General features: G+C 65.5%; 17 protein-coding genes. 9 read left to right on the top strand and 8 right to left on the bottom strand.

All coding sequences use genetic code 11. The annotated features are described in order from the left end of the window. Positions 1–69: 69 nt before the first annotated feature. The 3 genes from IVB42_RS20610 to cobS form a co-directional block, all read right to left on the bottom strand. Positions 70–1,131 (bottom strand): esterase-like activity of phytase family protein, encoded by a 1,062-nt coding sequence (locus tag IVB42_RS20610; RefSeq protein WP_018452935.1) that lies wholly within the window; start codon positions 1,129–1,131, stop codon positions 70–72. After that, on the bottom strand, positions 1,128–3,032 hold the full coding sequence (gene cobT, locus IVB42_RS20605) for a cobaltochelatase subunit CobT (protein ID WP_018452934.1): 1,905 nt from the start codon (positions 3,030–3,032) through the stop codon (positions 1,128–1,130). Before cobT ends, IVB42_RS20610 begins: the two co-directional genes overlap by 4 nt. A gap of 163 nt (positions 3,033–3,195) precedes the next feature. Then, entirely contained in the window at positions 3,196–4,194 is a 999-nt protein-coding gene (gene cobS, locus IVB42_RS20600) for a cobaltochelatase subunit CobS (RefSeq protein ID WP_018452933.1), read from the bottom strand. Positions 4,195–4,503: 309 nt separating this feature from the next. On the opposite strand from cobS, the gene IVB42_RS20595 reads away from it, so the two are divergent. From IVB42_RS20595 to IVB42_RS20585, 3 genes are all read left to right on the top strand, one after another. After that, a complete protein-coding gene (locus IVB42_RS20595) occupies positions 4,504–5,163 on the top strand; it encodes a DedA family protein (RefSeq protein WP_018452932.1) in 660 nt (219 codons plus the stop codon). 105 nt (positions 5,164–5,268) lie between these two features. Beyond that, positions 5,269–5,481 carry an antitoxin MazE-like protein gene (locus IVB42_RS20590; RefSeq protein WP_143273843.1) on the top strand — a complete coding sequence of 71 codons (213 nt, stop codon included), beginning with the start codon at positions 5,269–5,271 and terminating at the stop codon, positions 5,479–5,481. Then, the gene (locus IVB42_RS20585; RefSeq protein ID WP_018452930.1) at positions 5,462–5,797 is read left to right on the top strand and encodes a type II toxin-antitoxin system PemK/MazF family toxin; all 336 of its coding nucleotides are present in this window, start codon (positions 5,462–5,464) and stop codon (positions 5,795–5,797) included. Before IVB42_RS20590 ends, IVB42_RS20585 begins: the two co-directional genes overlap by 20 nt. A gap of 48 nt (positions 5,798–5,845) precedes the next feature. On the opposite strand, the gene IVB42_RS20580 is transcribed toward IVB42_RS20585, so the two are convergent. Continuing rightward, positions 5,846–7,066, bottom strand: a complete 1,221-nt coding sequence (locus tag IVB42_RS20580) for a citrate synthase family protein (RefSeq protein WP_085358851.1) — start codon at positions 7,064–7,066, stop codon at positions 5,846–5,848. A 75-nt stretch (positions 7,067–7,141) separates the two neighbouring features. Between IVB42_RS20580 and IVB42_RS20575 the strand changes: the two genes are divergently transcribed. Next, a complete protein-coding gene (locus IVB42_RS20575) occupies positions 7,142–8,236 on the top strand; it encodes a citrate synthase/methylcitrate synthase (protein WP_018452928.1) in 1,095 nt (364 codons plus the stop codon). A gap of 198 nt (positions 8,237–8,434) precedes the next feature. Here the strand turns inward: IVB42_RS20575 and IVB42_RS20570 are convergent, their stop codons facing one another. After that, positions 8,435–9,070, bottom strand: coding sequence for a DnaJ domain-containing protein (locus IVB42_RS20570; protein ID WP_018452927.1), 636 nt, complete (start codon positions 9,068–9,070; stop codon positions 8,435–8,437). Positions 9,071–9,222: 152 nt separating this feature from the next. Here IVB42_RS20570 and IVB42_RS20565 point away from each other — a divergent pair, with 152 nt between their 5' ends. Next, the gene (locus IVB42_RS20565) at positions 9,223–9,498 is read left to right on the top strand and encodes a BolA family protein (RefSeq protein ID WP_026232423.1); all 276 of its coding nucleotides are present in this window, start codon (positions 9,223–9,225) and stop codon (positions 9,496–9,498) included. Between the two features lie 142 nt (positions 9,499–9,640). On the opposite strand, the gene IVB42_RS20560 is transcribed toward IVB42_RS20565, so the two are convergent. The 3 genes from IVB42_RS20560 to IVB42_RS20550 form a co-directional block, all read right to left on the bottom strand. Beyond that, a complete protein-coding gene (locus IVB42_RS20560; protein ID WP_018452925.1) occupies positions 9,641–10,945 on the bottom strand; it encodes an HlyC/CorC family transporter in 1,305 nt (434 codons plus the stop codon). A 90-nt stretch (positions 10,946–11,035) separates the two neighbouring features. Continuing rightward, complete coding sequence (gene aroB, locus IVB42_RS20555) at positions 11,036–12,184, bottom strand: 3-dehydroquinate synthase (protein WP_247299191.1); 1,149 nt, start codon at positions 12,182–12,184, stop codon at positions 11,036–11,038. Beyond that, entirely contained in the window at positions 12,181–12,804 is a 624-nt protein-coding gene (locus IVB42_RS20550) for a shikimate kinase (RefSeq protein WP_018452923.1), read from the bottom strand. The genes aroB and IVB42_RS20550 overlap by 4 nt, the downstream gene beginning before the upstream one ends. Positions 12,805–12,988: 184 nt before the next feature. Here IVB42_RS20550 and IVB42_RS20545 point away from each other — a divergent pair, with 184 nt between their 5' ends. From IVB42_RS20545 to IVB42_RS20530, 4 genes are all read left to right on the top strand, one after another. Next, positions 12,989–13,135: a hypothetical protein gene (locus IVB42_RS20545; protein WP_035669499.1), complete on the top strand. Its 147-nt coding sequence runs from the start codon at positions 12,989–12,991 to the stop codon at positions 13,133–13,135. A 16-nt stretch (positions 13,136–13,151) separates the two neighbouring features. Further along, positions 13,152–14,135 carry a site-specific tyrosine recombinase XerD gene (gene xerD / locus IVB42_RS20540; RefSeq protein ID WP_018452921.1) on the top strand — a complete coding sequence of 328 codons (984 nt, stop codon included), beginning with the start codon at positions 13,152–13,154 and terminating at the stop codon, positions 14,133–14,135. Between the two features lie 281 nt (positions 14,136–14,416). Then, positions 14,417–15,379 carry an acetyl-CoA carboxylase carboxyltransferase subunit alpha gene (locus IVB42_RS20535; protein ID WP_007599220.1) on the top strand — a complete coding sequence of 321 codons (963 nt, stop codon included), beginning with the start codon at positions 14,417–14,419 and terminating at the stop codon, positions 15,377–15,379. A gap of 412 nt (positions 15,380–15,791) precedes the next feature. Then, positions 15,792–17,339: a murein L,D-transpeptidase family protein gene (locus IVB42_RS20530; protein ID WP_231189755.1), complete on the top strand. Its 1,548-nt coding sequence runs from the start codon at positions 15,792–15,794 to the stop codon at positions 17,337–17,339. Positions 17,340–17,469 lie beyond the last annotated feature (130 nt).

Genomic DNA, 17,469 nt, shown 5'->3' with positions numbered 1-17,469 from the left:
CGATGCGCCGATTGCCAGCCGCGCGGGGGGCATGGCGGCTCGCGGGGGATGCATTGCGGCCGCGCCGCCCTACTCCACCAGCGCGAACTGCAGCAGCAGGGTGCGCTGGAGCATCGAGAAATTGTCGTCCGACACCAATGTCAGCACGGTCTCGCCGTCAGCCGTGACGTGGGCGTCGATGCCTTCCATGTTGTCGATCTCGTGGCCGAGATCGGCCTTGAACAGCACGGGGCCGTCGACCAATGCGCCCGGCGCGATCGATTTCAGGGGGATCGCGCGGATGCGGATATCGACGCCGGTGAACCAGGAGAATTTGCGTTCGAGGATCAGGAGATCGCCCGAGGGCAGCAGCACCGCGTCGCTGATGAGCTGCTGGTCGGTGCGGCGAATGCTGAACTGGCCGGGTGTGGGGCCGCCGAGCAAAAATCCGATCAGATTGCCGTCGGCATCGAAGCCGCCCTCCGACAGCGCGATCAAGGTGCCCGCGAGCGGCTGCCCCTTTGGAACGAACACCAGCGCCTCGAGCCCCTTGTTGTAGGGCAGTTTGCGCACCGCCGGCGGGGTCGGCAGCACCTCGCCGCGCGCGCGTGTGCCGCCCTTCGCAAAATCGAACCGCATGATCTGGTTGACGCGCTCGAGCCCGACATAGACGAGGTCGCCGTCACGCGCGAGCGACTCGGTGTCGTACCACAGCCGCTTCTCCGTGATCGGCCGCCCCTCCGCATTGAGCACCGGCGCGGCCTCGACGTCGCCGAGGCCGGTCATGATCCGCCCGGAATAACGGATGCGACCGGTGAACCAGGTGCCCTGGTCGGAGATCGCGAGGAAGCGCTCGCCTTTGCTGTCGAGAAAGCGGAAGCCGGACAGGCCGCCGAAGCCGCGATGCGGCGAGGTCAGCACCAGGCCGCCGCGATAGTCCAGCGAACCGAACCGCGTGCGCGCGCGGTCGCGCGGCTCGAAATTCGGGATCGGCCGCGCGTTGACCTCGATGCCAACGGGCGCGGCGACGGCGTGCTCGATCAGCGCCGGCTTCGGCGCCGGCTGTGCCTGCGCCAGGCGAGACAGTGCGAGAGTGGAAAATCCCGCCGCCGCGTGGCCGATAAAGCTGCGGCGGGACCGATGGTTGCTCACGAATGCAGTTTGCGTCGCGGGCGGTTGGCCGGCTGCGTGGGCGCGGTGTTGGTCTCGCTGAACAGTTCGGCGAGTTTTTCGGTGATGGCGCCGCCGAGCTCTTCGGCGTCCACGATCGTCACCGCGCGGCGATAATAGCGCGTCACGTCATGGCCGATGCCGATCGCGATCAGCTCGACCGGCGAGCGGGTCTCGATCTCCTCGATGATGTGGCGCAGGTGCCGCTCGAGATAGTTGCCGGGATTGACCGACAGCGTGGAATCGTCGACCGGCGCGCCGTCCGAGATCATCATCAGGATCTTGCGCTGTTCGGGCCGGCCGAGCAGGCGCTTGTGCGCCCAGTCGAGCGCCTCGCCGTCGATGTTCTCCTTCAACAGCCCTTCGCGCATCATCAGGCCGAGGTTTTTCCGCGCACGACGCCAGGGGGCGTCCGCCGACTTGTAGATGATGTGGCGGAGATCGTTGAGGCGGCCGGGGCTGGCCGGCTTGCCGGCGGCAAGCCACGCCTCGCGCGATTGCCCGCCCTTCCAGGCGCGCGTGGTGAAGCCGAGAATCTCGACCTTGACGCCGCAACGCTCCAGCGTGCGGGCGAGGATGTCGGCGCAAGTCGCCGCGACCGTGATCGGCCGCCCGCGCATCGAGCCGGAATTGTCGAGCAGCAGCGTCACCACGGTATCGCGGAACGTCGCCTCCTTCTCGTGCATGAAGGACAGCGGGTGATAGGGATCGGTCACCACGCGCGACAGCCGCGCGGGGTCGAGAATGCCCTCTTCGAGATCGAATTCCCAGGCGCGGTTCTGCTGCGCCATCAAGCGCCTCTGCAGCCGGTTGGCGAGACGGGCGACGATGCCCTGCAGATGCGCGAGCTGCTTGTCGAGATAGGCGCGCAGCCGCTCCAGCTCGTCATGGTCGCAGAGGTCTTCGGCGGCGATGACCTCGTCGAACTTCGGCGCGAAGGCGTGATATTCCGGCCCGCGCGGCTCGTTCTTGCCGTGCGAATTCGGCCGCGTCGCCTCGCCCGGCGTCTCGTCGTCGCCGAGCTCGCCGTCGTCGAAGGTGTCGGAGGTCGAGGCCTGCGCGCTTTCCATCGCGCTCTCGCTCATCTCCTCGCTCGACGCCTGGGCCTGATCGGCGCTCATCTCCTGCGCGGCGTCGGAATCGGGCGAACCCTCGGCGCCGGACTGATCGTTGTCGCCGTCCTGGTTCTCGTCGTTCTCGTCATTGTCTTCGCTGTCGGCGCTGCGCTCGTCGCCGATCTCGAGCGCCGTCAGCAGATCATGCACGGCATCGCCGAACCTGGTCTGGTCCTCGACCACGGTATCGAGCCGGTCGAGCCGCCTGCCGATCTTGTCTTCGAGAATAGGGCGCCAGAGATCGACCATCTTCTTGGCGGCCGTCGGCGGCGCCATGCCGGTCAGGCGCTCGCGCACCAGCATTGCCAGCGCGTCGGCGAGCGGCGCGTCGGCGCGATCGGTGATCTCGTCGAACTTGCCGCGATGGAAATGGTCGTCGAGCATCGCGGTGAGGTTTTTCGCAACGCCCGCCATGCGCCGCGCGCCGATCGCCTCGACACGGGCCTGCTCCACCGCCTCGAACACGCCGCGCGCCTGCGGATTGCCCGGCATCAGCTTGCGATGCACCTTCGGATCGTGACAGGCGAGCTTGAGCGCGATGGAATCGGCGTGGCCGCGCACGATGGCGGCATCACGCCTGGTCATCTTTCGCGCGGGCTCGGGCAGCCGCGCCTTGCCCGGCGCGAGCCCGGGACGCTCGGCGGCGAAGCTGACGTCGAGCTCGGGCGCCTTGGCGATCGCCTTCAGGCAGGAGGCCACCGAGCGCTTGAACGGCTCGGTCGGGGCTTCCTTGGTGTTGCGGAATTTGGAGTTGGAGGTGGTGCTCATCTCGCCCTTACCCGTCGTCCCCGCGAAGGCCGGGACCCATAACCGCCGGCAATCATTGCGTCAGGAGAAATTAGCAGCGTCGCTTCACAGAGAGACCTCGCGGTATGGGTCCCGGCCCCCGTGCGCAATTGCGCACTCGGCCGGGACGACACACCGAGAGCGATCAGCTGAGCGCCACGTTCACCGACGATTCCGGCAGCTCCGCGTTGAAGCAGCGCTGGTAGAACTCGGCGACGAGGGGACGTTCGAGCTCGTCGCATTTGTTGAGGAAGGTGACCCGGAACGCAAAGCCGATGTCGCTGAAGATGTCGGCGTTCTCCGCCCAGGTGATCACCGTGCGCGGGCTCATCACCGTCGACAGATCGCCATTGGCGAAGGCGTTGCGGGTGAGGTCGGCGAGGCGAACCATCTTGTTGACGATGTCGCGGCCCTCCGTGGTGCGATAGTGCTTGGCCTTGGCCAGCACGATCTCCACTTCCTCGTCATGGCTGAGATAGTTCAACGTGGTGACGATCGACCAGCGGTCCATCTGACCCTGGTTGATCTGCTGGGTGCCGTGATAGAGGCCCGAGGTGTCGCCGAGGCCGACGGTGTTGGCGGTCGAGAACATGCGGAATGCCGGATGCGGCTTGATCACCTTGTTCTGGTCGAGCAGCGTCAGCCGGCCGGAGACTTCCAGCACGCGCTGGATCACGAACATCACGTCCGGGCGGCCGGCGTCGTATTCGTCGAACACCAGCGCGACGTTATGCTGGAGCGCCCAGGGCAGGATGCCGTCGCGGAATTCGGTGACCTGCTTGCCGTCGCGGACCACGATCGAGTCCTTGCCGACGAGGTCGATACGGCTGATGTGGCTGTCGAGGTTGACGCGCACGCAGGGCCAGTTCAGTCGCGCAGCGACCTGCTCGATATGGGTGGATTTGCCGGTGCCGTGATAGCCCGTGACCATGACGCGGCGGTTGTGGGCGAAGCCGGCGAGAATGGCGAGCGTGGTGGCGCGGTCGAAGCGGTAATCGGAATCGACTTCGGGGACGTGAGGATCGACTTCGGAATAGGCGGGGACTTCGAGATCGCTGTCGATCCCGAACACCTGGCGCACCGACACCTTCATGTCGGGCAAACCGGAAACTTCCTCAACTTTGGACATCGCGGCGGTCGTCATCAATCCTCCGAGGTCCCGGGCGATCCCGAGACCAGTTATTGCACGTTGGCTGCGGCTGGGTGCTGTTGCGAACCTATCAGAGACAACGGGCGGGCAGAAGCCCGCCCCCCGATCAAAGTTCCGTTGTCTTTTCATTTAGATAGGCAAGGAACGCGATTTTTGGAAGGCTGCCCTGCGAATCACGCCTGAATTTCGTGCCGAAGGCACCGTCCTGCCGACGCGGGTGGCACTTTTACCGCCGCTCATTACTTATGTAGGGTCTGAATATAGGGTCCGAACCCCAAGGCCCAATCCCACCGCAGAGACGATGTGACGTCCTTTCTCGATCCCCTCATTTCATTCGTCTCGGCCCATGCGTGGCTGGCCTATCTGACCCTGTTTCTGGCGGCCCTGCTCGAGGCGGTTCCGGTGGTGGGGTCGGTCATCCCCGGCTCGACGATCATCCTGGCGCTGAGCGCCCTGGTCCCGGGCGGCGAGCTCAAGCTGCAATGGGTGTTGCTGGCGGCGGCGCTCGGCGCAGTGCTCGGCGATGGTTCGGCCTACTGGATCGGACACCGGCAACAACGGGAGATCCTCAACACCTGGCCGCTGACCAATTATCCGCGTGTGGTCGAACAGAGCGAGAATTTCTTCCACCGCTTCGGCACCTGGGCGGTGTTCTTCGCCCGCTTCGTGCCGCCGATCCGTGCCTTCGTCCCGGTCACGGCGGGCGCGCTCGGCATGCCCCCGGCCCGCTTCTACGCCATCAACATCCCGGCGATCCTGGTCTGGGCGCCGGCGCATGTGCTGCCGGGCGTTTTGGCGGTGTCGGCCCTGCACGAATATGCCGGGCTGCCGCACCATGGGCATCCGTATAAGCATATGTGGATTTTGACCGTGGTCGGCGTGGCAATCGTCGTAGGCCTGGCGGTTTGGATCTATCGCCGCCGGAACGGCGGCGGCGTGGCGGTGGCGAAGCCGCGAGGGTGATAGCGTCGAGCGGCGCACTGCGGTTTGGGGACTTCGCAACGTGGCGGCCCTTGCCTCCAAGCCGTAACGCGTTACATTGTAACGCGTTACATGGGATCGTTTCCAATGACTGCACCCGCTGAAAGAATGAAAATGATGCGCCAGCGGAGGCGGCTGCGGGGCTTGCGCGAACTGCGCCTCGTCGTAGCTGATGCTCGCTCGCGGTCAGTTCGACGACGGGTGGCGAAGCAAGTTGCCAGCCTCGACCCCGATCGCGAGCGCAACGCGCTGCAGTGGATCGAGTCGGTCTCCGAGTTTGATGCAGATGCAACGCGGTGACGTCGTGACCGTCGCTGCAACGGGCGACTATGGCAAACCCCGCCCGGCGGTCATCGTGCAGAGCGACGCTTTCCCTGAAACTCATGCCTCCGTCGTGATCTGCCAGTTGACTTCCGAACTGGCGCACGCCCCGGATTTTCGGGTGACTATCGAGCCAACCCGCGAAAATGGATTACGACTGAGATCGCAGGCGATGGCCGACAAGCCGATCACCGTGAGACGCGAACGGATCGGACAGAAGATCGGGCGCCTCGGCAGCCAGGATATGGCGCGGATTGGGATTGCTTTGGCGTTCGTGTTAGGGCTTGCGGATTGATCAGGTACCCGAGCACGGGCTTCCGCCAGGACGACCGCAGCAGCGATCCTAGCTAGCAGCGCCTCCCCTCCGCCCCGGTGCCGGCCCGACATACCTCGCCCGGGGCCTGATCAGCTTGCCGAACTGCAACTGCTCGCTCGCATGTGCGATCCAGCCGACGCTGCGGGCCATCGCGAACAGGGCGAGCTCGCTGCCGCCAGGCAGGCGCAGCGCGTGCACGAGCACCGCGAGCGCGTAGTCGATATTGACGAGTTCGCCGGTCGCCTCCGCGATCCGCTCGGGCACCTCCTTGGTGAATTTGCGCGGTGCGCCTGCGCGAGAGAGCGCGTTGAGCAGCGATTGCGCGCGCCGATCGCCCCGCTTGTAGACGCCGTGACCGAAGCCGGCAAAGCGTTCGCCGAGCGCGACACGCTCCCGGACCATTGGCTCGACGTCACGATCGACCAGTGCCTTGACGAGCTGCGAGGCGAGCACGCCGGCACCGCCGTGCTTCGGTCCCTTCAGCGCGGCGAGGCCGGCGATGACGGAATCATAAAGATTAAGACCGGTCGAGGCTGCGCAACGCGCGGTGAAGGTGGACGCGTTCAACTCATGCTCGGCGAGCAGAACCAGCGCGCGGCGTATGAGATCGGCCGCGTGCTTGTTGTCGGGAGCCCAGGCACTGGCGATCTGCTGGTGCAGCGGCTCGGCGGACGGCTCCGTATTGAGCATGGTCGCGACCAGGAGCCGGACGATGCGCGCACCGACCATCGCACGTCCATCATGCGCGCGGGTGAAGGCGCGGGGATCGGCGCTCGATGCGAGCGCCAGCACGGCAATGGCGCGATCGATCGGCGCGGCGCGCCGCGCGGCCTGCGCGATCAGGCGCATCTCATCGGACACCGCGGGAAAATTGTCCGGCGCAAAGGGATCGACGCCGGAGACGTCCCACAGAAGCGTCGCCGTGTGCTCCAGCGTGTCGTTCTCCGCGAGATCGACGCAATTGACGCCGCGATAGATCGCGCCCTCCTCGGTGATGGTGGAGATCTCCGTGTCCATGACCGGCAGATCGGCATCGAAGCTGCGCAGGCCGCGCGGCTCCGGCGACGGCACCCGACGCTCCTTCAGCGCCCGGACGTCCTCGGCGCGATAGCGGTTCTTGCGCGAGTCGGGCGTCGGCTCGGAGCGGACCAGGCCGCGGCTGACATAGGCGTAGAGCGTGGCCGGCGAGATCGCGAGCTCGGCGGCGGCTTCCCGGGCGGAGAGGTAGAGACCTTCCGAATTTTTCATATTGATTAATGTAATCAAGATTGATCAATCTGTCGAGAGGCCTGATCTTTGGCTGGTGCAAAGGAGATTTGGGCCATGAACATCCACCTCACCAAGAGCCAGATCGGGCTGGACGGCGTTCCCGCGGCCGAAACCGTGCTGAGCCATGTCGACGGCGAGCGCGGCGAGTTGATCATCGCCGGCGAGCATGTTGGCCGACTGGCGAGCCAGTCGAGCTTTGAGGGCGTCACCGCCCGGCTCTGGAACGGCGCCAGCACGACCACGCTGAGCGAAGCCGATGTGCGCGCGAGCCTGGGCGCCGCACGCGAGCGCGCCTTCGCGCGGCTGGATGAGCTGCTGCCGGCAACGCGCGGCATGGGCATCATCGACGGATTTCGCGCGGCGGTCGCGGGAGTTCGCGCCGAGCACGGGCTCGCCCATGAGGCGACGATCGTCGGCGCATTCCCGGTGATTGCGGGCGCGCTCGTCCGCCGGGCTAGGGGTCTCGATCCCGTGGCGCCCGATCCGAACGTGAGCCAGGCTGCCGATACGCTTCGCATGCTGCACGGGCGCGCGCCCGAACCACGCGAGGTCAGGGCGCTGGACGCCTATCTCGTGACCGCCAGCGACCACGGCATGAACGCCTCGACCTTCACCGCGCGCGTGGTGGCCTCAACGCACGCAGATCTGTTTGCCGCCGTCACCGCCGGCTATTGCGCGCTGACGGGTCCGCTGCATGGCGGCGCGCCGGAGCCGGTGCTGGAAATGCTCGACGCGATCGGCTCGCGCGAGCGCATCCAGCCCTGGGTGGACGCGGCACTCGCCCGCGGCGAGCGAATGATGGGCTTCGGCCACCGCGTCTATCGCGTGCGCGATCCCCGCGCCGACGTGCTCAAGACCGCGATCGAGGCGCTGGCCTCGGACGGCGCCGACCTGCCGTTTGCCGGCGAGGTCGAGGCCTATATCCGCGCAGCCTTGCGCAAGAAGAATCCGGACCGGCCGCTGGAGACCAATGTGGAGTTCTTCACCGCGATCCTGCTCGATGCGCTGGCGATTCCGAGGCAGGCCTTCACGCCGATCTTCGCCGTGGCGCGCGCAGCCGGCTGGACGGCGCATGCGCGGGAGCAGCAGCGGACCGGGCGGCTGATCCGGCCGAGCTCGTCATATGTGGGCGCGATGCCGAAGGCGTAGGGAATGCGTAGCCCGGAGCGCGTGCTTCCCCTCTCCCCTTGCGGGAGAGGGTGGCTCGCCGCAAAGCGGCGAGACGGGTGAGGGGTTGTCTCGACACCCTCATATCTTGCAGTTGAATTCGCCGAGAGAAACCCCTCATCCGGCGCTTCGCGCCACCTTCTCCCGCAAGGGGAGAAGGGAAGAAAGCGCGCGCGAAGCCTACGCCTCGCGCACCACGGTCTTCAGATAATTATACGCCTTGATGATTTCGATCAGGCGATCCTCGGTGGAGCGGTCGCCACCGTTGGCATCGGGGTGGTGCTGCTTCACCAGCGCCTTGTACTTGGACTTGACGTCGGCGAGCGTGGACTCGGGGGCGAGGCCCATCACCTGAAGCGCCTTGCGCTCGGCGTTCATGATCTTGCGCGTCTCGGCCTTGGGCGCGGCCTGCGGGCCGGCGCGCCAGCCGGTGCGGCCGTTCAGCTCCTGGAACATGCTGAACGGATCGAAGGCGCCGTCGATCTCGGCCTCGGCGCCCTTCTTGACGCCGCCATTGGCGCCCATCTTCCAGGTCGGACGATGACCGGTCAGCGCATCTTTCTGATAGCGCGCGACAGCGTCGGCATTCATGCCGGAGAAAAAATTGTAGTTCTGGTTGTACTCGCGCACGTGGTTCAGGCAGAAGTGCCAGTACTCACGCTGATTGTCGCGACCCTTGGGCGCACGATGCGCGCCCTTGTTCTGACACCCGGTCCATTCGCAATTGACCACGGCGTCGCGCGGCTTCACCTCCGGCTGCTTGCCTTTCGGCTTGATCCGGATGGAGTCGAAGAACTTTGATGAATCGATCGGCATGGCTGACTTTGACTACGCAATGCAAAAACCTTCAAGTCTTGACATTGCAATTAGCTGAAAAGCATAGCCGAAACTATGCTGAGGCGTCCTTGAACGGCCGCTAGAGGCGGCCTATCCAATACGGAGAGCGATCTCGCACCGTAATGACCCAGATGGCCATCAGAGACACTATCAGCAACAAGTTGCAGGAAGCTTTCACGCCGGAAAGCCTGCAAGTCGTCGACGAGTCACATTTGCATGAGGGCCACGCCGGCCATCGGCCGAGCGGCGAGACGCACTTTCGGGTTTATATTGTGTCTTCCGCCTTCAAAGGGAAGAGCCGGGTCGATCGCCACCGCATGATAAATTCGGCGCTGGCCGCGGAACTCTCCGGCAGCGTGCACGCGCTGGCGATCCACGCGCAAGCGCCGGGAGAAGGCGGCAGCTAGCTCGCCGATGCGGCTGTCATGCCCGCAAAGGCGGGCATCCAGTACTCCGAGGCGGCGCGGCTAGAATCGAGCCGCTGCGGCTTACTGGATCGTCCGCCCCAGTGCGCAAGCGCGCACAAGGCGGACGATGACAGCTACCGCTTCAAAACGACGTCCCCGCCCGCCGCCGCTTGGCTTCCTCCATTTCCGTCTCGCGCGGCACCGGTGAAATACGGAGCGCGGTGATGCGGTTGCGTTCGCGGCGGAGGACGCGGAAGCGGAAGCCGTGAAAGGTGAAACTCTGGCCGCGGTCGGGGATCGAGCGCGCCTCGTGAATGACGAGGCCGGCGACCGTCGTTGCCTCTTCGTCGGGCAGGTGCCAGTCCATGGCGCGGTTGAGATCGCGGATCGGGACCGAGCCGTCGACGACGACCGAGCCGTCCGGCTGGGCGCGCACGCCCGCGACCACGACGTCATGCTCGTCGGAGATGTCGCCGACGATCTCTTCCAGAATGTCTTCCAGCGTCACGAGGCCTTCAACTTCGCCGTACTCGTCGACGACCAGGGCGAAATGAGTCTTGCGGCGGCGGAACGCCTTGAGCTGCTCGGAGACGGGCCGCATTTCCGGCACGAACCAGGGCGGCAGCGCGATGGTCGAGACGTCGATGCGCGAGGTGTCGCCGTCGGACGCGCGGATCGCGCGCAGCAGATCCTTGGCGTGGAGCACGCCGATGATGTTTTCCGGTTTCTCGCGCCACAGCGGGATGCGGGTGTATTCGGCCGCCAGCACCTCGCGCACCAGATCCTCCGGCGGCAGGTCGGCGTTGATCATCGTCATCTCGGTGCGATGGATCATGACGTCGGAGACCTGGAGCTCGCGCAGATCGAGCAGCCCGCCGAGCATGTCGCGGTCGTGCTTCTCAAACTTGCCTTCATGATGCAGCAGGTCGACCGCGCCGCGGAGGCGCTCGGTCGGCGACAGGATCGCCTGGTGCTCGCCGGCAAGGCCAAACAGGCGCATCAACAGCCGCACGATGACTTCCACGATCCGCAGCAGCGGCCCCAGCACGTACATCGTCAGCCGCATCGGGCGCGCGACCGCGAGCGCCATACGGTCGGGCGCGTTGATCGCGATGGTCTTGGGCAGCACCTCGGCGAAGATCACGACCAGTGCGGTCATCAAGCCGGTGGCATAGAGCACGCCGACGTCGCCGAACCAGGCCGTGAAAATGCTGGTGGCCAGGGCGGATGCACTGATATTGGCGATGTTGTTGCCGAGCAGCAGGGCGCCGATCAGGCGCTCGCGCATGTCGAGCAGCTGCGAAACCACGTCGGCGTCGCGATTACCCTGCTTGGAGAGCCGCAGCATGCTGGCGCGCGAGGCGCCCGTCAGTGCGGTCTCGCTCGCGGCGAAGAAGCCGGAGACCAGCAGGCAGAGAATGACGATGGTGAATCCGAGCCAATCCATGAACCACTCTGGTTTCTTGTTTTGACGCGTTACTTACGCGAACCGGTACCCACTTCGCGCGAAAACGCTGTAGCGCCGTTCAGCCTCGCGTCATGCCTTTTGCGCGAGCTTGTCCTTCAGGAAGTCGCGCACCGGAGCCGGCTCGACGTTCTTCACGGCGACGGCCCGCCCCACGGCCTCCAGCAGGATGAAGGTGAGCCTGCCGCGCTCGACCTTCTTGTCCTGCGCCATCAGCGTCATCAGCGCGTCGGCATCGGCAAGCCCCTCCTGCGCGAAGCCCGCGATGTCCTGCAAGCGCGTCGGCAAGCCGGCGTCAATGAGGTGACGCTCGACTCGCATCGCATCGGCTTCGCCGATCATGCCGAGCTTCGCCGAAAACTGCGCCGCCAGCGTCATGCCGATCGAAACGCCCTCGCCGTGAAACAGGCGGTCGGAGAAGCCGGTCGCGGCTTCTAGTGCATGGCCGAACGTGTGGCCGAGATTGAGCAGCGCACGCTCGCCGGTCTCGCGCTCGTCGCGCGAGACGACGCCGGCCTTGGCGCGGCAGGAGGTCGCGATCGCATGCTCGCGCGCCGAACCGCCTTTGGAGATGTCGGAATGGTTGTTCTCGAGCCAGGCGAAGAAGGCCTCGTCGCCGAGCACGCCGTATTTGGCGACCTCGGCATAGCCGGCGCGAAACTGCCGCGGCGACAACGTGTCGAGCACGGCGGTGTCGGCGATCACAAGCACCGGCTGGTGGAAGGCGCCGAGCAGATTCTTGCCCTGCGGCGAGTTGATGCCGGTCTTGCCGCCGACGGAGGAATCGACCTGCGCCAGCAGCGAGGTCGGCACCTGCACGAAGTCGACGCCGCGACGCAGGATCGCCGCCGCAAAGCCGGCGAGATCGCCGACCACGCCGCCGCCGAGCGCGATGACGAGATCGTTGCGCTCGATCTTGGCGGCGATCAGGGCTTCGCTGACCTTTTCGAGCCCGGCATAGGTCTTGGAGATCTCGCCTTCCTCGACGACGATGCGCGATGTCGGAACGCCGCTGGCTGCGAGGGACGCCTCGGCGGGTTCGAGCCAGTATTTCGCGACGGTGCGATCCGTCACGATCGCGGTGCGCACGCCGGGGCGCAGGCGCGCGACGCGTTCGCCGAGCGAGGCCAGCACGCCGCGGCCGATGACGATGTCATAGGCGCGATTCCCCAGCGCGACCTCGACATTGACGGGATCTGAATGTTTCAAAGGCGCGGTCATCGTGCGGCACTCGCGACGTCGGCTGGTGGCGGGGACGCCCGTTCGCCGCAAAGATGCGCGCGCAGCGTCTCGATGGTCTCCTCAACGATCTTGTCGTGCGGCACGTCGCGCGAGGCGATGGTGAGGTCGGCATGGCCGTAGACCGGCTCGCGCTCGGTGAGCAGGCGCGTCACGGTTCCTTCGGGATCGGCGGTCTGGAGCAGCGGACGGTCGGCGCGCCGGCGCACACGGCGCATGATGACGTCATGATCGGCCTTGAGCCAGATCGAGATCGCCTTCGCGGCGATGCGGGCCCGCGTCTCCTCGCGCATGAAGGCGCCGCCGCCGGTCGCCAGCACGATGGGACCGCCGTCAAGCAGACGCGCGATCACGCGGGCCTCGCCGTCGCGGAAATGCGGCTCGCCATGACGCTCGAAGATTTCCGGTATGGTCATGCCGGCCGCCGCCTCGATCTCGGTGTCGGCATCGACGAAGGGCAGCTTGAGCCGGAGAGCCATGCGGCGGCCGATGGTGGATTTGCCCACCCCCATCATGCCGACGAGCACGATCGAGCGCGTCCCCAGCGCCGACAGGATGTCGGCCTCGGGCGAGGCTTGGATCGGCAACGCGGCGTCGGGCATTTGTCTCGCTCGAATGGGTCTCGCTCGATCTGCCGCCAATGGCGGCATCCTTTGGCCACCTATACGACCCCGCAGGGGCCCTCGCCAGAGGACTCTTGCCACGAAACGGCGAACGTGTTGGATGATTTCATTGGTTAATTTGCCCGCCAAGCCCCTGACCGAGACCCTCTCCGAGATCCTGCCGATGCCCAGCCTGTTCCGCTTCCTGACGGTCGTCGCCGTGATCGCCGGCATCGTCTATGGCGTGGTCTTCGCGCTGGCGAACTTCGTCAATCCCAAGCCGCGGGAAATGACGGTGACGATCCCGCCGGATAAGTTTCTCAAGAAATAGCAGCTAGGCTGCGGGCATGCGTGCCAGATCTTCCGATAACAAGTCCTCAGACACAAAACTCACCGGCCTGTTCCTCGACATGCTCGCGGCGGAACAGGGCGCCGGCCCCAATACGCTCGACGCCTATCGCCGCGACCTCACCGACTTCTCCGAGTTTCTCGGCCGCGTCGGCCATGCATTCGCGGACGCGGAAACACAGACGCTGCGCGACTATCTCGCCGATCTCGACACGCGCGGCTTCAAGTCCACCAGCGTCGCGCGACGGCTATCGGCGATGCGGCATCTCTATCGCTTCCTCCTGAACGAACGCATCAGAACCGACGATCCCGCGGCGATCCTGTCCGGGCCGAAGCGTGGCCGCGGCCTGCCGAAGGTGCTGTCGATTGCCGATGTCGACCGCATGCTCCGCCGCGCCAAGGAATTGAGCGAGGCGGAGGATGCTTCGCTCTCGAAACGGCTGCGCGCCCTGAGACTCTATTGTCTGCTCGAGGTGCTCTACGCCACCGGCCTGCGCGTCTCCGAACTGGTGGCGCTGCCACGTACGGCCGCGAAGCGCGACGCCCGCATGATCGTGGTGCGCGGCAAGGGCAACAAGGAACGGCTGGTGCCGCTCAACGAGGCCTCGCGCCAGGCGATGGCCGATTATCTCGCGGCGACGGAGGCGGCCAAGGACAACAACAAGACCGACAAGAAGAACCGCGTGGCGGCCTCCAAATGGTTGTTCCCCTCGTTCGGCGAGAGCGGGCATCTGACGCGGCAGCATTTTGCCCGCGACTTGAAGGAGCTCGCGGTCGCTTCGGGCCTGCAGGCCCGGCTGGTCTCCCCCCACGTGCTGCGCCACGCCTTCGCCAGCCACCTGCTGCACAACGGGGCCGATTTGCGCATCGTGCAGACGCTGCTCGGCCACACCGACATCTCGACGACCCAGATCTACACCCACGTGGTCGAGGAGCGGCTGAAGAGCCTGGTCCGCGACCTGCACCCGCTGGCGGAGAAATAGTTGCTGCCGTAGCTGCAGTAGCCCGGATGAGCGAAGCGACATCCGGGATTGACGATCGGGCGACCTGCCCCGGATATCGCTTCGCTCATCCGGGCTACGGTACTGGAACGATGAAACCGCCTTGACTTCGGCCACATCTCCGCAGAAAGAGCCGGGGCCTCACGATGATTTGGCCTGCGCTCGTTGCGAGCACACAAGCCAACTCATTGACGAACCTACACTTCTTTCCGCGACATCGAATCCGCTTCGCCGCCTCGCCCCGTCCTCCCTATATTGAGTTGATGCCAGACCAGATGCGCAGCTATCTCGATTTCGAAAAGCCCGTCGCCGAGCTCGATTCCAAGCTCGATGAATTGCGGACGCTTGCGGCCTCCGGCAGCGACATCGCCGAGGAGATCGGGCGGATCGAGGACAAGGCGGCGCAGGCGATGGCCGACCTCTATCTGAACCTGACGCCGTGGCAGAAAACGCTGGTCGCGCGGCATCCGCAGCGGCCGCATTTCAACGACTTCATCAAGGGCCTGATCACCGAGTTCACCCCGCTCGCCGGCGATCGCAAGTTCGGCGAGGACGAGGCGCTGGTGGCCGGCTTCGGCCGCTTCCGCGGCGAGGCCATCTGCGTGATGGGCCAGGAAAAGGGCGATTCCACCGAGAGCCGCATCAAGCATAATTTCGGCATGGCGCGGCCCGAGGGCTATCGCAAATGCGTGCGGCTGATGGAGATGGCGGAGCGGTTCGGCCTGCCGGTGCTGTCGCTCGCCGATTCCGCCGGCGCCTATCCCGGCATCGGCGCGGAAGAGCGCGGCCAGGCCGAGGCGATCGCGCGTTCGACTGATGCCTGCATGGCGCTGACCGTGCCGAACGTCGCCATCATCACCGGCGAGGGCATGTCGGGCGGCGCCATCGCCATCACCACCGCCAACAAGGTCCTGATGCTGGAGCACGCGATCTACAGCGTGATCTCGCCCGAGGCGGCGTCCTCGATCCTCTGGCGCGACGGCTCCAAGGCGCAGGAAGCCGCCAATAACATGAAGATCACGGCCCAGGACATGCTCCGCTTCGGCGTGATCGACAGCATCCTGAAGGAGCCGGTCGGCGGCGCCCATCGCGACCCCGCCGCCATGATCGCCACCACGGGCGACGCCATTGCCAAGGCCTTTGACGAACTCCGGGGTCTGGACGGGGACGCCATCCGCAAGCATCGGCGGCAGAAATTCCTCGATATTGGCCGGAAACTGGGCTGATTCGGGCGGGCTTTGGGGCCCGTTGGACGCGTCCCCCTCCGCCGTCGTCCTGGCTTTCGCCGAGACGACGCTGAATTTGAGGCCGGCCAAACCGTCCCGGAGGCCCCCGGTAACCCCGCGTTAACCCTTTTTTTGCCCAAATCAGCGATCTCAGTGCTGGTTTGGCCGAAAGGCCCAAGTTTCAGCCCAGTTTAAGTCTTCGTTGACCACGCCTTTGGGCCAACGGGCTCGTGATCCCCGTGCGGGTTGCGACCACATGACCCAGAGGTTAGAATTTTAATCAATGGCTTCAGGGCATAAGCGCTGGAGCGTGATTGCGAAAAAGCCCGTCGCGACGGGTCCCGGTCTCCGGTCGGATCATGCTTCAAGATTGGGGTTTGCGCGCGATGCCTTGGACGGTGTGGGGTCCATCTTGATTTCTCGTTCGCTTGCTCGCGCGTTTCTGGTTTCGGTGGCGCTTGCCGCCAGCTTCGTGCTGGCCGGCTGCGACACCGACCAGGTTTCGCTTGCGACCAATGCCAAGGCCAACCAGCCGGTGCCGCCAAAGCTTCTCGCCGCGATGGTCGAGAAGAACATGGATCTGCAATCACCGATCCTGGTGCGCCTGTTCAAGCAGGAGGCCGAGCTCGAGGTCTGGAAGCAGACCCGCAACGGCCAGTTCGCGCTGCTCAAGACCTATCCGATCTGTCGCTGGTCGGGCGATCTCGGCCCGAAGGTGCGCGAAGGCGATCGTCAGGCGCCGGAAGGATTCTACTCGATCAATCCGGGCCAGATGAATCCGCAATCGGCGTACTATTTGTCGTTCAACACGGGCTATCCGAACGCGTTCGACAAGGCTTTGGGCCGCAGCGGGTCGCAGCTGATGGTGCATGGCGATTGTTCGTCGCGCGGCTGCTACGCGATGACGGACGAGCAGATCGCCGAGATCTATTCGCTCGGGCGCGAGTCCTTCTTCGGCGGCCAGAAGGCGTTCCAGTTGCAGGCCTATCCGTTCAAGATGACGCCGGTGAACATGGCCAAGCACCGGAACAATCCGAACATGCCGTTCTGGAAGATGATCAAGGAAGGCTATGATCATTTCGAGGTGACGCGGCAGGAGCCGAAGGTCGATTTCTGCGAGAAGAAGTACGTGTTCGACGCGGCGAAGCCGCCCGACGCCAAGCGCGATCCGGTGTTCGACGCGTCCGCTAAGTGCCCGGCCTATGTGATCCCCGAGGAGATCGCCAGCGCCGTGCGCGAGAAGGATGCGCGCGACCAGGCGGAGTACAACAAGCTGGTTTCGCGCGGCACGCCCGTTGCGCGCATGAACACCGGCATCGACGGCGGCATGAACAAGATCTTTGCCGCGAAGATTCCGGAAGGCTCGACCGGCCTGTCGGAGGGCGCCGAAGGCACCACGCTCCAGATGTTGGCGATGGCGAAGGCGCCGGGCACCATCCCTGGACACGTCAATCCGCCGAAGCCGAATCTCGATGCAGCCGCGCCCTCGCCGCAGGAAGAGCCGGTCGTCGCCGTCAGCGCGCCCGCCGCCAGCGCCCGCGTCGCCACCGCAGCTCCGCCCGAGAAATCCGGCTTCTTCTCCAATCTCGGCCGCAAGATGGGTGTGGGCAATGCCGACGCCACGGCGACCACGCCGCCGCCGCAGGCCACGGCATCCGTCGCTCCGGCTGCAACGACGACCACGACGCCGCCCACCGCAGCGTCCCGGCTGAAGGCCGCGGTGACCCGGTTCGTACCGGGCCGCGACACGTCCAAGGACGCAGCGAAGGATGCACCGAAGCCGGCTGTTGCCGCTGCCAAACCCGCCGAAGCTGCGAAGCCCGACACCCGCCTCGCCGCAACCCGCCCGACGCTGAAGCCGTCGGTGTCGGATGGCGCGGGTGAAGCGACCCAGATCATGGGCGCCGCGCCGGTGGTGCAATCGAACTCGTTCGACAGCCGGTTTGGGGCGGTGAAGTAAAGCGGGCGCTCCGCTTAATCTCTTCGATCCATCCCAGCCTGACGCCGTCATTCCCCGCGAAGGCGGGGAATCCAGTATTCCAGAGGCACCCCTTATCGATCGAGAAGCTGCGGCGTACTGGATGCCCCGC

The organism is Bradyrhizobium sp. 45 (assembly GCF_023073155.1).
Classification (GTDB): domain Bacteria; phylum Pseudomonadota; class Alphaproteobacteria; order Rhizobiales; family Xanthobacteraceae; genus Bradyrhizobium; species Bradyrhizobium canariense_D.
Note: the sequence above shows the minus strand (reverse complement) of the source record. Positions and strands in the feature narration are given on the sequence as shown.